The organism is Deltaproteobacteria bacterium (genome assembly GCA_016218975.1).
Lineage (GTDB): Bacteria > Desulfobacterota > Deferrimicrobia > Deferrimicrobiales > Deferrimicrobiaceae > JAENIX01.
In genome coordinates, this window is record JACRCO010000080.1 from 53594 (window position 1) to 66993 (window position 13400).

At 64.1% G+C, this 13400-nt stretch carries 17 protein-coding genes; all 17 read right to left on the reverse strand.

Annotated features, from left to right (window positions below):
- Positions 1-19: 19 nt before the first annotated feature.
- The 17 genes from HY896_11950 to HY896_12030 are packed head-to-tail and all read right to left on the reverse strand — an operon-like array spanning position 20 to position 13393.
- Positions 20-1174: a methionine adenosyltransferase gene (locus tag HY896_11950; protein ID MBI5577060.1), complete on the reverse strand. Its 1155-nt coding sequence runs from the start codon at positions 1172-1174 to the stop codon at positions 20-22.
- A gap of 48 nt (positions 1175-1222) precedes the next feature.
- Positions 1223-2986: a phosphoenolpyruvate--protein phosphotransferase gene (gene ptsP / locus HY896_11955; protein ID MBI5577061.1), complete on the reverse strand. Its 1764-nt coding sequence runs from the start codon at positions 2984-2986 to the stop codon at positions 1223-1225.
- A 6-nt stretch (positions 2987-2992) separates the two neighbouring features.
- Positions 2993-3277 carry an HPr family phosphocarrier protein gene (locus HY896_11960; protein ID MBI5577062.1) on the reverse strand — a complete coding sequence of 95 codons (285 nt, stop codon included), beginning with the start codon at positions 3275-3277 and terminating at the stop codon, positions 2993-2995.
- 27 nt (positions 3278-3304) lie between these two features.
- Positions 3305-4030, reverse strand: coding sequence for a PTS system mannose/fructose/sorbose family transporter subunit IID (locus HY896_11965; GenBank protein MBI5577063.1), 726 nt, complete (start codon positions 4028-4030; stop codon positions 3305-3307).
- A gap of 25 nt (positions 4031-4055) precedes the next feature.
- The gene (locus HY896_11970) at positions 4056-4754 is read right to left on the reverse strand and encodes a PTS sugar transporter subunit IIC (GenBank protein ID MBI5577064.1); all 699 of its coding nucleotides are present in this window, start codon (positions 4752-4754) and stop codon (positions 4056-4058) included.
- 2 nt (positions 4755-4756) lie between these two features.
- Positions 4757-5233 carry a PTS sugar transporter subunit IIB gene (locus HY896_11975; protein ID MBI5577065.1) on the reverse strand — a complete coding sequence of 159 codons (477 nt, stop codon included), beginning with the start codon at positions 5231-5233 and terminating at the stop codon, positions 4757-4759.
- A gap of 3 nt (positions 5234-5236) precedes the next feature.
- Complete coding sequence (locus HY896_11980) at positions 5237-5650, reverse strand: PTS sugar transporter subunit IIA (GenBank protein ID MBI5577066.1); 414 nt, start codon at positions 5648-5650, stop codon at positions 5237-5239.
- Entirely contained in the window at positions 5647-6552 is a 906-nt protein-coding gene (gene rapZ / locus HY896_11985) for an RNase adapter RapZ (GenBank protein MBI5577067.1), read from the reverse strand. The genes HY896_11980 and rapZ overlap by 4 nt, the downstream gene beginning before the upstream one ends.
- Positions 6549-7487, reverse strand: a complete 939-nt coding sequence (hprK, locus tag HY896_11990) for an HPr(Ser) kinase/phosphatase (GenBank protein ID MBI5577068.1) — start codon at positions 7485-7487, stop codon at positions 6549-6551. The genes rapZ and hprK overlap by 4 nt, the downstream gene beginning before the upstream one ends.
- Positions 7488-7519: 32 nt before the next feature.
- Positions 7520-7981, reverse strand: coding sequence for a PTS sugar transporter subunit IIA (locus tag HY896_11995; GenBank protein ID MBI5577069.1), 462 nt, complete (start codon positions 7979-7981; stop codon positions 7520-7522).
- Positions 7978-8508 (reverse strand): ribosome-associated translation inhibitor RaiA, encoded by a 531-nt coding sequence (gene raiA / locus HY896_12000; protein MBI5577070.1) that lies wholly within the window; start codon positions 8506-8508, stop codon positions 7978-7980. Before raiA ends, HY896_11995 begins: the two co-directional genes overlap by 4 nt.
- 60 nt (positions 8509-8568) lie before the next feature.
- Positions 8569-10047 carry an RNA polymerase factor sigma-54 gene (gene rpoN, locus HY896_12005; protein ID MBI5577071.1) on the reverse strand — a complete coding sequence of 493 codons (1479 nt, stop codon included), beginning with the start codon at positions 10045-10047 and terminating at the stop codon, positions 8569-8571.
- Positions 10048-10062: 15 nt separating this feature from the next.
- Entirely contained in the window at positions 10063-10785 is a 723-nt protein-coding gene (gene lptB, locus HY896_12010) for an LPS export ABC transporter ATP-binding protein (protein ID MBI5577072.1), read from the reverse strand.
- The gene (lptA, locus tag HY896_12015; protein ID MBI5577073.1) at positions 10782-11303 is read right to left on the reverse strand and encodes a lipopolysaccharide transport periplasmic protein LptA; all 522 of its coding nucleotides are present in this window, start codon (positions 11301-11303) and stop codon (positions 10782-10784) included. The genes lptB and lptA overlap by 4 nt, the downstream gene beginning before the upstream one ends.
- A gap of 3 nt (positions 11304-11306) precedes the next feature.
- A complete protein-coding gene (locus HY896_12020; protein MBI5577074.1) occupies positions 11307-11885 on the reverse strand; it encodes a hypothetical protein in 579 nt (192 codons plus the stop codon).
- Positions 11886-12437 carry an HAD-IIIA family hydrolase gene (locus HY896_12025; protein ID MBI5577075.1) on the reverse strand — a complete coding sequence of 184 codons (552 nt, stop codon included), beginning with the start codon at positions 12435-12437 and terminating at the stop codon, positions 11886-11888.
- Positions 12434-13393, reverse strand: coding sequence for a KpsF/GutQ family sugar-phosphate isomerase (locus tag HY896_12030; GenBank protein MBI5577076.1), 960 nt, complete (start codon positions 13391-13393; stop codon positions 12434-12436). Before HY896_12030 ends, HY896_12025 begins: the two co-directional genes overlap by 4 nt.
- Positions 13394-13400 lie beyond the last annotated feature (7 nt).

Consider the following 13400-nt stretch of genomic DNA (forward strand, 5'->3'; position numbering starts at 1 on the left):
TTTGTCCCTGGTGTGCTTCCTATCGTGCGTTCTTCCGGAGCGCGCTCACCCTGTCGGTCTTTTCCCATGTGAATTCAGGGAGCTCCCGCCCGAAGTGGCCGAGCGCCGCGGTCTTCCGATAAATAGGCCGAAGCAGATTCAAGGCCTTCCCGATCATGGCGGGCCGCAGGTCGAAGGTCTCCCTGATGGCTTTCGATATCCTCTCTTCCGGGATCCGGGCGGTGCCGAAGGTTTCCACCATCACCGACACCGGCTCCGCCACTCCGATCGCGTAGGCGAGCTCCACCTCGCACTTCTTCGCGAGGCCCGCCGCGACGACGTTCTTCGCCACGTACCGCGCCATGTACGCCGCGCTGCGGTCCACCTTGGACGGGTCTTTCCCCGAGAAGGCCCCTCCGCCGTGGCGGCTGTACCCGCCGTAGGTGTCGACGATTATCTTGCGCCCCGTAAGCCCCGTGTCGCCGTGAGGGCCGCCCACGACGAACCGGCCGGTGGGATTTATGTAGAACTTCGCCTTCTTCGACAGCAATTCCTTCGGGACCGACTTCCGGATAACCTCGTCGACGATCCCTTCCGTGAGCGTCTTGCGGCTTACGTCCTCGGCATGCTGCGCCGAGCAGACCACCGCGGTCACCTCCCGCGGAACCCCGTCCACGTAGCGCACGGTCACCTGGCTCTTGCCGTCCGGCCGCAGCCACCGCAGGACCTTCTTCTCCCTCGCCTCGGTGAGCCGGGCGCAGACCGCGTGCGCGAACGAGATGGGCATCGGCATCAGCACCTTCGTCTCGTCGCACGCGAACCCGAACATCATTCCCTGGTCGCCGGCCCCCTGCTTCTCGCTGGCACCGCGGTCGACGCCGCGGGCGATGTCGACCGACTGCCGGTCGATCGCGGTTACGACGGCGCAATTGTGCGCGTCGAACCCCTTGGCATCCCCCGTGTATCCGATATCCGTGACCGTGCTCCGCACGATCCCCGGAATGTCCAGCAGCGCCTTCGTCGTTATTTCGCCTGCCACGATGACCAGCCCGGTGGTGACCATCGTCTCGCAGGCGACCCGCCCCCGCGGATCCTGCCGGATGATCTCGTCCAGGACCGCATCGGAAATCTGGTCCGCAACCTTGTCGGGGTGTCCCCCGGTCACCGACTCCGAAGTGAAAAAGAACTCCTCCATCTGATACCGCTCCTGTCGGGAAATATTCTTAAACCTGCGAATTATACGTTAAAACCTCTCTTCAGGGAAGATGTCTTCGAGCTTCTTGCGCAGGATCTTTCCGATCTCGACGGCGGTGCCGTGCTGCAGCAGCCCCCCCACGAACTCCTTGGCTTCGTAGGCTACCGATTTGCGCAGGATCCGCTTCACAAGGGGGATGGCCATGGCGTTCATGCTGAGCTCGTCCAGCCCAAGCCCCAGCAGGACGTAGCTGTACAGCGGCTCCCCCGCCATCTCGCCGCACATTGATACGGGGATCCTGGCGTCGTGCCCTCCGTCGACGATCCGCCGGATCAACCGCAGTACCGCCGGGTGGAGGGGCTCGTAAAGGTAGGAGACGTGCTCGTTCACCCGGTCGATGGCGAGGGCGTACTGGATAAGGTCGTTGGTCCCGATGCTGAAGAATTCGACCTCGCGCGCGAGCAGGTCCGCGATCATCGCGGCGGATGGGATCTCCACCATGATGCCGACGGCCATCTCCTTGTCGAAGGAGATCTTCTTCTTCCTTAGCTCCGATTTCGCCTCCTCGACCACCGCCTTCGCCGCGCGCAGCTCCCCCAGCCCCGAGATCATGGGGAACATCAGCTTTACCTTTCCGTAGGACGACGCTCGAAGGATGGCGCGCACCTGCTGCTTGAATATTTCCTTCTCCCGGAGGCAGAACCGGATCGCGCGAAGGCCCATCGCCGGATTCATCTCGTCGGCAAGCTCTACCTGCGAGGCGAACTTGTCTCCTCCCAGGTCGAGAGTCCGGATGGTGACCGGGTGCCTGGGGAATTTCTCCGCGACCCGCCGGTACGTGTGGAAGTGCTCCTCCTCGGAGGGGATGTCCTTCCGGTTAAGGAACAGGAACTCCGTCCGGTAGAGCCCGATCCCCTCCGCGCCGCTCCGCAGCGCGGAGTCCGCCTCCTCCGGGAACTCGATGTTCGCGTGGAGCCGCAGCGTCTTGCCGTCCCGCGTGACGGTCGGCAGCCGGGCGAACCGCGCCAGCTCACGGACACGCAGCAGGTACGCTTTCCTTTTCTCCTGGTATTCCCGTACCGTTTCCGGCGTCGCCCGGAGGATGACGGTCCCCTCTTCCCCGTCGAGGATGACATCCTCGGGCTCGATGTACTCCTCGGTGATCTTCTCCAATCCCACGACGGCGGGAATTCCCAGCGTGCGCGCGGTTATCGCGGTGTGCGACGTCCTGCTCCCGACGTCGGTGGCGAATCCCAGGACCGGGCTCCGCAGGATCTGCGCCGTGTCCGCGGGGGAAAGGTCGTGGGCGATCACGATCATGGGCTCGCGGATCGAAGATATGGAGTCGACGGGCCGCCCTGCCAGGTTCTCCAGGACCCGGTGGCCGATCTGGCGCAGGTCGTGTCCCCGCTCGCGGAGGTACTGGTCCTCTATTCGATGGAAGGTCTCGAGGAGGTTCTGCAGGATCTTGTTGAACGCCCAGTCGGCCTTGTACTGGTTCTCGCGGATGAGGCGCAGGGTCTGGTCGACGAGCATCGAGTCTTCGAGGAGCGCCAGGTGGACGGAGAGGATCTGGTAATGCTCGGAGGAGTGGTCCTTCACCCCCTCGCGGATGCCATGGATCTGCTCCTTCGACCTTGCCACCGCCTTCAGGAATGCGGCCGCCTCGTCTTCGACCTTCTCCCGGGGGACCGCCGACTGGACGGATGAGGGAAGCGCGCGGCTCAGGAAATATCCTTTCCCGATGGCGACACCGCCGGAGGCCGGGATGCCGCGCAGGACCTTCATTTTCGGGCGTCCGCCGTCCGTCAAGGCGCGCTACTCCTCTCCGAATTTCCGGGCTATCAGCTCGCCGATCGCGACCACCGCCTCTTCCGCATCCGGACCTTCCGCGCATATCACTACGCGGGAGTCCCGGGGCGCCGCCAGCATGAGCACTCCCATGATGCTCTTGGCGTTCACGTCCACGCCGTTCTTCCGGATGCGTATCTCCGAGGCGAACCGGTTCGCGAGATGGACGAGCTGCGCCGCCGCCCGGGCGTGCAGACCCAGCCGGTTCGTTATCTCGAATTCCCGCTCGACCTGCGGGGACGTGTTTTCCATTGGTTTCCCTTTTCTCCCTTGGCTTCCTCAGTACCAGAGAAGCAGCGCCCCGATCATCAGCAGGAACAGGAGGATTTCCGACGGTGAAACCGCTTTCCGGAACAGCACCGTCATAAGGTGCACCGTCAGCGCCGCGACGATGAGAAACGCGGGCGCCGTCCCGTTTCCGAACATGAAGGCGGACTTGCTGGCGGCAGCTCCCGCGTACGCCCCCCCGAGGATAGCCGCCGCGATCTTGCGGTCCGCGGTCTTCCCGGCGAACCCGGCTCCTTTCAGGAACTGGACCGCTTCCCCGGAATTCCCGGCCATGAACCCTTTCCACCTGATGGACAGGTGCGACAGGTTATACAACAGCAGCAGCGCGGCGATCCCCAGGAAAGGGTGGACGAGCGCAAGGATCGCGCCCGCGACGGAAGCCATTGGCCTCAAGGCCCCCCAGAAATAGGCGTCGCCGATCGCGCCCAGCGATCCCATCAGCCCAACCTTGAACGTGCCGATTTCCCTGGGGTCCGCCTCCCCCGCAGCGGCACGCTCCTCGAGCCGCATCGCGGCGCCGAGGATCACACCTCCCATGGCCGGCTGGGTGTTGAAGTACTCCATGTGCCTCTTAAGAGCTTTCACAAGCTCCTCCGGCCGGTCCGCGTAGAGCTCCCTCAAAACCGGGAGCATGCTGTAGGCGAAGCCGACGTTCTGCATCCCTTCGTAGTTCCAGCAACCCTGGATCAGGAACTGGCGTAGCCATGCGCTCCTCATCGCCGTATTGCGCCGCCCTTCCATCTCAGCCGACCCACCGGAAAATGTACGTAGCCGCGAACACAAGCGCCATGGTCAGGTAGAACACGGGAGCAGTCCGGTCGGTCCTGGTGCAGGAGAAAACGGAGGCGGCTCCCAGTAGGGGAAGAATCGGCAGAAGCGCGGCGAACAGCCCCTTGCCGGCGGGGCCGAATCGGGGGAGGAGCAGTTTCCCGGCGGCGACGCCCGCCCCGGTGAACAGAAGCGACAGGATGGCCCCCGAAAGCGCGAACAGCGTGACCCCCGCGAGGAGCCCGTTGTCGACGGCCCGGGTATCGCCTCTCTCCACCGACTCGGCGGTCAGGGTGGCGATCCTTCCGTTGATGCGGCGCACGAGCCGGTCTGCGGCCTTTCCGAGTTCCGCGCAGGGCACCGACAGCAACAGCACCGCGGCGAAGCTTCCCGCGGAGAGCCCGACGGACGAAGAAGCGGCGGCCGCCGCTGCCCCGGCGAACATCGCGGCCCCCGTATCGTCCGGGGGGATCGATGCGCCCACGGGCAGGCGGGCCAGGTATAGGAGCTCCATGACCGCTCCCGCCTGGGCGCCCGCGAAGACGTTCCCGAACACCGCCCCCATGGCGGTGGCGACCACGAGCGGACGGTGCAGCATGACCTGGAACGCCGCCGTGCGGTCAAGATACGCGACCGCCCCGAGCGCCGCCGCGAGCAGGAACCGAAAGGCCATATCTAATCTTTCTCAGGCTCGTATGAGGTTGCCGGCTCGAAGGGGGTGGCCCGGACCTCGACCGCTATTCCTTCGTGGCAGAAGCAGTGGACCGCGTCGAAATCCTCCGGCGAGAAGAACACCGACGGGGATATCTCCACCTTCCCCGCGGCGTAATGGAGGTTGCCGATATTGATGGAGGAGAAATTGACCCCCGCCCGGTGGATCCGGAGCGCATCCGCGAACGTCGCGCAGAGAAGGATGGCCTTCCTTCCCTTCCGGTCGATCTCGTCGAGCGTCCCGGCGGCCTCCGAAAGGCGGCAGAAGACGACGCAGACCGTGGATGGCACGGCCAGTTCCATGACCGAGCGCAGGAAAGGGTTCGACGAGAGCTCATCGTTGGCCACCAGGAGGCAATCGGCCCCCGTGTGCGGGACCCAGGTTTCCACGACCTGCCCGTGTACCAGGCGGCAATCGACCCGTACCAGCGCAAGCGACATGGGCTACTTCTTCTCCGCCCGCTTTTTAAGCATGTCCCCCGGGATGGTGATGTTGCGCTGTCCGTATCCCTGGAGGTGCCTGGCAAGGTCCGAGAGGGACATCGTCACGCGGGCCATCGGAAGCTTGATCATCATCGGCAGGTTGACCCCCGTCACCACTTCCACCTGGTGCGTACCGAGAAAGGAGAGGCCGATGTTCGACGGAGTGCCGCCGAACATGTCCGTGAGAAGGATCACGCCCTTCCCCGACTCCACCGTGCGGATCGCGCCCTCGACAGCCTTGTGGATCTCGTCCATCCCCAGCTTCGGATCGATGTCGACCGCGACCGAGTTCTCGACCTTGCCGACGATGATCTCCGCGGCGCGCAAAAGCTCCGTGGCCAGACGCCCATGCGAGACCACGACGACTCCGATCATGTGACACTCCTGCCCGGATCGGTCGACCGGTGTAGGTCGCGGTGGACCACGACCGGCGCGACCGCGCCGTCGAGGGCCTTCGACAGGGCTTCCGCGACGGCCACGGAGCGGTGCCTCCCGCCGGTGCAGCCGATCCCAAGTGTGAAATAAGCCTTTCCCTCCTTTGTATAAAGCGGAAGGAGGAAATGCAATACGGTGGACATCAGGTCGAGGAACTTCCTGGTGGTGGGAGCGGAGACGACGTATCGCTGCACCTTGCGGTCGAGCCCCGTCAAGGGTTTCAGGGCAGGAACGAAGTTGGGGTTCGGGAGGAACCGTACGTCCAGCACCATGTCGGCCTCCGAAGGTATCCCGTACCGGTAGCCGAACGATACGACGCTGACGCGCAGACCGGCCTTTTCCCCGCCGCGAAAGCGCTCCAGCAGCGTGTCGCGAAGCTGGTGGACGGTGAATTGCGCCGTGTTCAGCACCGTGTCTGCCATTTCCCTCAGCGGGGCAAGGACCTTCCTCTCGCGCTTTATCGCTTCCTTGGCTCCGCCCCGGCCTCCCAGCGGGTGCTTCCTGCGGGTCTCGCTGTACCGCCGCAGGAGCGCTTCGTCGTCGGCGTCGAGGAAGAGCACGTGGACGCCGTGTCCGCGCGTCCGGAGATCTTCGATCACACGGGCGAAGTCCGGGAGGAACTCCTTTCCCCTGACGTCGGCCACGAGCGCGATTTTCGCGCCTTCGCCTCTTGCCTCGGAGACGAGGTCGATGATTTTCGGAAGGAGAACGGGAGGCGTGTTGTCGACGCAGAAATAGCCGAGGTCCTCGAACACCTTCGCCGCGGTGCTCTTCCCCGAGCCTGAAAGCCCCGTCAGCAGGACGAGGCGGGTGCGGTGCCTGGAGCTTTTCGCAGGTTTCACCGGGGAGTCCCCTCCTCGGTCCGGCGCGACTGCCGCTCCACCAGTTCCCTCGCGGCGTGGACCCCCTGCGTCTTCAGTATGTGGTTCCGGACCGCGACCTCCACGATCGTCGCGAGGTTCCTCCCCGGCGAGATCGGGATAAGAAGGGTTGGAAGGGAAACGCCCAGTATCGGCGTCCTTCGGTCCTCAAGCCCGAGGCGGTCGTATTCCTTCCCGGGGTCCCATTCCTCTATCCGGATGACCACCTCCACTTTTTTGAGGTCGGTGATCGCCGAGAGCCCGAACAGGTCGCGGAGGCTTATGATTCCGAGGCCGCGGATCTCCATGTGGTGCCGGGTCAGGTCGCTGCCGCGCCCCAGGATCGTGCTCGGGCCGCGCTTCTCGAGGTGGATGATGTCGTCGGCGACGATCCGGTGCCCGCGCAGGATGAGATCGAGCGCGCACTCGCTCTTGCCGATGCCGCTCGGCCCCTGGAGCAGAACTCCCAGGCCGAGCACGTCCATCATGACTCCGTGGACCGTGGCGGTCTCGGCGAAGATACGCCCGAGGGCCTTGAGCATTTCCTCGATCAGTTCCGTTGTGGGGAGCGGCGACGACAGGACGGGGACCCCGTGCTTGTCGGCTGCGGCGAGCAGGATGGGGGACACGGGCAGCGATCCGCCCGCAACGGCGCACGCCATGGGGCCCGAGAAGAAGGCGTCGGAGATCGCGATCTGCCGCACCTGCGGCTGCCCTTCGAAGTAGGTGACCTCCGTCTCCCCCATGACCTGGATGCGTCCCTGGTGGATCGATTTCACCTCCCCGGTCATCGCGAGCCCCGCCTTCTGGACCCGCTGGTCGGTGATCTCCCGCGCAAGACCGGCGGCCCCGGCCAGTACCTTCAAGCCCAGCTGCGCGGCGCACGCCTGGAGGAACCTGTCGACCGTGATGGGCACTTCCCCCGCCTCCTTTACCTACTCCCCCCGGGTCAGGACTTGTCGTCCTCCTCCTTGAGTATCCTGCGGAGATCTTCGGCGTCCCCGGCAGCGAGAAGCTCCCTGCGGAACCGGGCGTCCTTCAGCAGGCGGGAAACCCGGGCCAGGACCTTCAGGTGCATCCCTGCGGACTGTTCGGGGGCCACGATCAAAAAGAAAAGCTGCGCCGGCTTGCCGTCGCTTGAATGGAACATTACTCCCGAGCGGCTTCGGCCGAATACGGCGGCGAGGCGGGCGAGCCCCGGGACCTTGCCGTGGGGGATCGCCACGCCGTCTCCTATCCCCGTGCTTCCCAGGCTCTCCCGCTCCATGAGGATGGAAGTCAGATTCTGTGCGGAGAGCGACGGGATGCCGGCCGCGATAGTTTCGGACATCTCCCGCAGCACTCCCTCCTTCGTCTCCGCCCGGAGGTCGTCGAGGATGCCTCCGGGGGAAACGATATCCAGGAGCTTCATCGGGCGGAAGGCTCCGTGAACCCTATGTTTCCGTCCTGCTGCCGGAAAACGACGCTGGGCTGGTTTGTCTCCTGGTTGACGAACATCACCACGTCCACCCGGAGGAGATCCAGGTGGTGGGCGGCCTCCTCGACGCTCATCGGCTTGGTGAGGAAATTGTCGGACCGGACGATCCGCGGCCCCTCGGCGCTTTCCTGGATGGTGAGCGAAGAACCGGAGACGACCGGGGCAGGGTAGGCCCCCGTCGCCTTCTCCTTCCTCCGCTCACGGTATTTCTTGAGCTGCCGCTCGACCTTGTCGCACACGAGGTCGATCGCGGAGTACAGGTCTTCGGTGGACTCGAACGCCTTGATCGTTATCCCCTTGCCGGTGGTGAACACTTCGGCGATGTGCCGGTATTTCTCCACCGAGAGGGTGACATGCGCATCGAACGGCTTGTCGACCACCTTCTGGACTTTCGAGAGCTTCTCGATCACGTAATCCTTCAGGGGCTTGCTCGGATCGACGTGCCGGAACGTGACGGTTATGTTGCTCACTCCCAATACCTCCTTTGCGGAAACGGTGTTCTGCGGCGGATCCGGATCCTTTCAGAACAGCTTCTTTCTCCTCGACGACGGGAGCATCCCCAGCTGCGCCCGGTATTTCGTGACGGTGCGGCGGGCGATCCGGATCCCCTGGTTGCGGAGAAGGCGCATCAGCTCCTGGTCGGACAGCGGTTTCTCCCCCCCCTCGGCGGAGATGATCTCGCGGATCTTCTCCTTCACCGATTTGGAGGCGATGTCCTCCTCCCCCCCGTCGCGGTTCAACCCCGAGTTGAAAAAATACTTGAGCTCGAAAATGCCGTGGGGGGTGTAGACGTACTTCCCGCTCGTCACGCGCGAGACCGTGGACTCGTGCATCGAAATGTCCTCGGCGACGTCCCGTAACGTAAGCGGCCGAAGTGCCTTCGGGCCGCGCTCGAGAAACTCGCGCTGAAGCTTGACGATGCTTTCCACGACCTTATAGATGGTCCGCTGCCGCTGCTGGATGCTCTTTATGAACCAGAGCGCCGAGTTGATCTTCTGCTTCAGGAATTCCCGGTCCTCCTTCGGCAGCGAATCCCCCTCCTGCAGGAGCCGTCGGTAATAGGAGCTCAAGCGCAGCCGGGGTTGGCCGTCCTCGTTCAATGTGATCACCCACTCGTTGTCGACCTTGAAAATATGGACGTCGGGGGTGATGTAGTGGACTTCGTCCCCGGAATACTCTCTTCCAGGCTTCGGGGAGAGGGTCGTAAGCTTCTGGTACGCCTCCTTGACCGCCTCTTTCGTTATCCGCAGACGCCGGGAGATCCCCGCCAGGTCGCCCCTGGAAAAGAGGTCGAAATGGTCGGAAAGGATTTTCAGGGAAAGCGTGAAATCCTCTCCTTTTTCCCGTGCCTGGATAATCAGGCATTCCCTCAGGTCCCGTGCGCCTACCCCCAGCGGATCCAGGGTCTGGATCTTCGCGATTGCCCCGTTCACCGCCTCCGCGTTCTCAGAGAGCGATTCGGCCGCCTCCTCGGCGGACACTTTCAGGTATCCGTTTTCGTCGATGTTACCGATGAGATAGGCTGCAATTCGGCGGAGCGATTCGTCCGCGTCGGACAGGCCCATCTGCCATTCGAGGTGCTCGGCCAGATTCGGTTTCCGGGACAGCAGGTTCTCGTAATAGGGACGGCCGTCTTCGTCCTCGCGCTCCCGTTCGCCGCGTCCCTCCGACTGCGCCCCTTCCCCGAAGTAATAGTTCCAGTCGAGCCTGTCGATAAGCCCTTTTTCGGGGCGGTCGGAGTTATCCTCTCCGGCCGCCGCCGTGCTTCCCTCGGGCGCCGCATCGGCATCGCCGGAAGCCGGACGCTCCTCCTGTGCCTCGCCTCCTTCGGAACCCCCTTCCTGGGATTCTTCGAGAACCGGGTTCTTTTCGATCTCTTCCCGGATGGCCTGCTGTAGTTCGAGGCGTGAAAGTTGCAGGAGCTTGATGGCTTGCTGCAGCTGTGGCGTCATCACCAGCTGTTGGCTCAGTTTCAGTGACTGTCTCAGCTCCAGCGCCATTCCGCTCCCATGCCGTCAGAGAGTAAATCCATCTCCGAGATAGATTTCCCGAACGCGCGCCGACGCTGCTATTTCTTCCGGGTTTCCCGATAGCAGGATTTCTCCCTCCGAGATGATGTACGCCCGGTCGCACACCTTGAGGGTGTCGCGCACGTTATGATCCGTTATTATAACCCCGATCCCCGTTTCTTTTAAGCCAAGTATGATCTGTTGGAGGTCGGCGACCGATATAGGGTCGATTCCAGCGAACGGCTCGTCAAGGAGCAGGAATGAAGGCGACATCACCAGCGCACGGGCGATTTCCACCCTGCGCCGCTCTCCGCCGGAAAGCGAATGCCCCCTCGTTCCGGCCACGTGCGAGATCCGCAGGTTGCGCATGAGGTTTTCGAGCCGCTCCTGCCGCTCTCCGTCGGATATGGGAATCTCTTCGAGAAACGCCAGGATGTTCTCGCGGACCGTGAGCTTCCGGAAGACCGACGGCTCCTGCGGAAGGTAACCGAGCCCCATGCGCGCCCGCAGGTGCATGGGAAGGCGGGTTACCTCCTTTCCGTCCAGCAGGACATCGCCCTTCTCCGGAGCCACGAGTCCCACCATCATGTAGAAAACGGTCGTCTTCCCGGCGCCGTTGGGACCGAGAAGCCCGACGACCTCTCCCGGTCCGATGTCGAGCGAGACGCCCCGGACCACTTCCCGCTGGCGATATCGCTTGGAAAGGTCCCTTACGGCGAGAGACTTCAACGGCCGCCCTTCCCCTTGCCGTCGGGCTGCCCCTTCGGCTGGATGACCGCCCGGACGCGGCCGCCTTCCCCGCCCGACACGACTGAACGGTTCTCGCGAAGAAAGACGGTTACCGTTTCGCCTTTAAGGCTGTTACCTGCCTGGGTGACGTCAGCTCCCCCCGAAAGAACTATGCGCTGCTCCAGGTTGTAGAAGACGGCGTGGGGGGCCCGCGCCTCCCTGTCGGCCTGGATCATCCGCACGTTACCCTCCGCCACGATCTTCTCGACGGCGCCGGAAGCCGCGGCGTATTCGACGAAAAGCCGGTCGGAGTAAAGGGTAAGGTCCTCCTGCTTCGCGATCACGTCCCCATCGAAAGTTACAATGTTCCGGCCGCTGTCCGCCTGGAGCCGCGCGGCGGTGATCTCGACGGGCCTGTTTCCCAGGTCCTTCGGAGCCGGGATCCGGCGCTCCTCCGCAATGGCGGCGGAGGCCGCCAGCAGGACCGCAAGGACCGTCAGCGCAAACCGGTGCCGCATCCGTCACCCTTTACCGCCGAGCGCCCGTGCAGGCAGCACACGGGTCTTCGGCCGTTCGAGTTCCATTTTTCCTTCCATCCAATTCCAGACCAGGTTGTCCCCCGCGACCGCCAGGCCGGGACCCGAGAGCCTAGCTTCCCCCGGCGCGGAAAAAACACTGGTCGCAAGGGAAATGCGCGCGGAATCCACGAAGGCCGACCATCCGGCACGGTCCTCGGCGGTTCCTCCCGCGGGAAGGACGATCTGTCCCATCCGCATGTCCCACCGCGCTTCGGGGGCGCGAACGACCACCTCGCCCCTCTTTCCCTGAAGCACCACGGTCACCCCTGAGGCCGATACTTTTTCCGGGATCACCCGATATGTAGCCCGCTCGGAGACCAGCCGGTAAGTCGCTTCCCCTCTCCGGATCTCCCGCATTTCCACATCATGCAGGACGATTTCCGGCCCCGCCGGAGATTCGGCGCCTGCGAAGGCTCCGGAGTCCGTAGTCCCCGCCTGCCGCCACGGGAAGAAAACCGCGAACGCAACCCCGCCCAGGACGGCAAGCAGTCCGGCAAGGAAGATCAGGCGACGACGGCTCATCTACCGCCCGCCTCCGAGGTACTTCGAAGCGGCCTTTTCCCAAGCCCCTCCGGATTTCAGCAGGAACTCGATTATTTCGCGGACGGCTCCCTGCCCGCCTTGCCTGGAGGAGACGTAATCGACCGCATCGCGCACATATTCCTCGGCGTCGGCGACCGAGGCCGAAAATCCCACTTCCCGGAGCAGCGGGACGTCGACGATGTCGTCCCCGACGTAGGAAGTCTCGCGCGGGGAGAGCCCTTTCTCCGCCATTATTTCCCGCCAGGTTTCCACCTTGTCGGTCGCCCCCTGGCGCACGATGGAAATTCCCAACTCACGCGCGCGGACCTCAACCACCCGGGAGGTCCTCCCGGTGATGATCCCCACTTCCACCCCCGCACGCTGGAGCATCTTGATCCCGTGTCCGTCCCGAACGTGAAACCTCTTTATCTCGGTGCCGTCGCCGTCGTAGACGATTCCGCCGTCGGTAAGGACGCCGTCCACGTCGACCAGGAAAAGGCGCACCCCGGCCGCTTTTTGCGCGGCGCCGGACCGGATCACGGGAGCGCTCATCCCACGCCCGCCTTAAGCAGATCGTGGATGTGGACGATGCCCACCAGCCTCGCCGCATCCGCTCCGTCGAACACGAACAGGCTTGTGATCGAGTGCTCCTCCATCTTCCGCAGGGCCGAGGCGGCGATCTCCGTGGACGATATGCGCTTCGGGTCGGTGGACATGACCTCCGCGGCGCGGGTCCTGAAAAGGTCTGTTCCGCGGGCCATCGCCCTGCGGACGTCCCCGTCCGTGATGACGCCCTCCAGCACCCCGGCTCCGTCGAGGACGCCGGTGACGCCGAGCCGCTTGGAGCTGATCGTGAAGAGCGCGTCTTTCAACGGCGTGTTCCGTGAGACCAGCGGTATCTCCTCTCCGGCATGCATGAGGTCCTCCACCGTCAGGAGCTTGCGGCCGAGGGCGCCCCCGGGGTGCAGCATCGCGAAATCGCGCTCGGAAAACCCCTTCTCCTCGAAAAGGACGACGGCGAGAGCATCTCCCATCGCCAGCGCAGCGGTTGTGGATGCCGTCGGGGCAAGCCCCATCGGGCAAGCCTCCTCGGGCACCCCGACGTCGATCACCGCATCGGCGTGGCGGGCAAGAGTGGAATTCCTCTCTCCCGTCAGCGCTATCATCGGAAGTCCCAGGCGTTTGAACACCGGGATAAGCGAGATCACTTCCGTCGTCTCGCCGGACTTGGAGAGCGCGATGACGACGTCCCCGGCGAGCACCATGCCGATGTCCCCGTGCAGCCCTTCCGCAGGATGAAGGAAGAACGCGGGCGTTCCCGTCGACGCGAGCGTCGCCGCTATCTTCCGCCCGATGAGGCCGGACTTTCCCATTCCCGTCACGACGACCTTCCCCGAAGCGTTCAGCAGCAGTTCGACGGCGCGCTCGAAATTATCGTCCAGCCGTTCCTTGAGCCCGAGGATGCCTTCCGCCTCGACCGAAAGAGCGCGGGCCGCGCGTTCCACCATGCTGCGG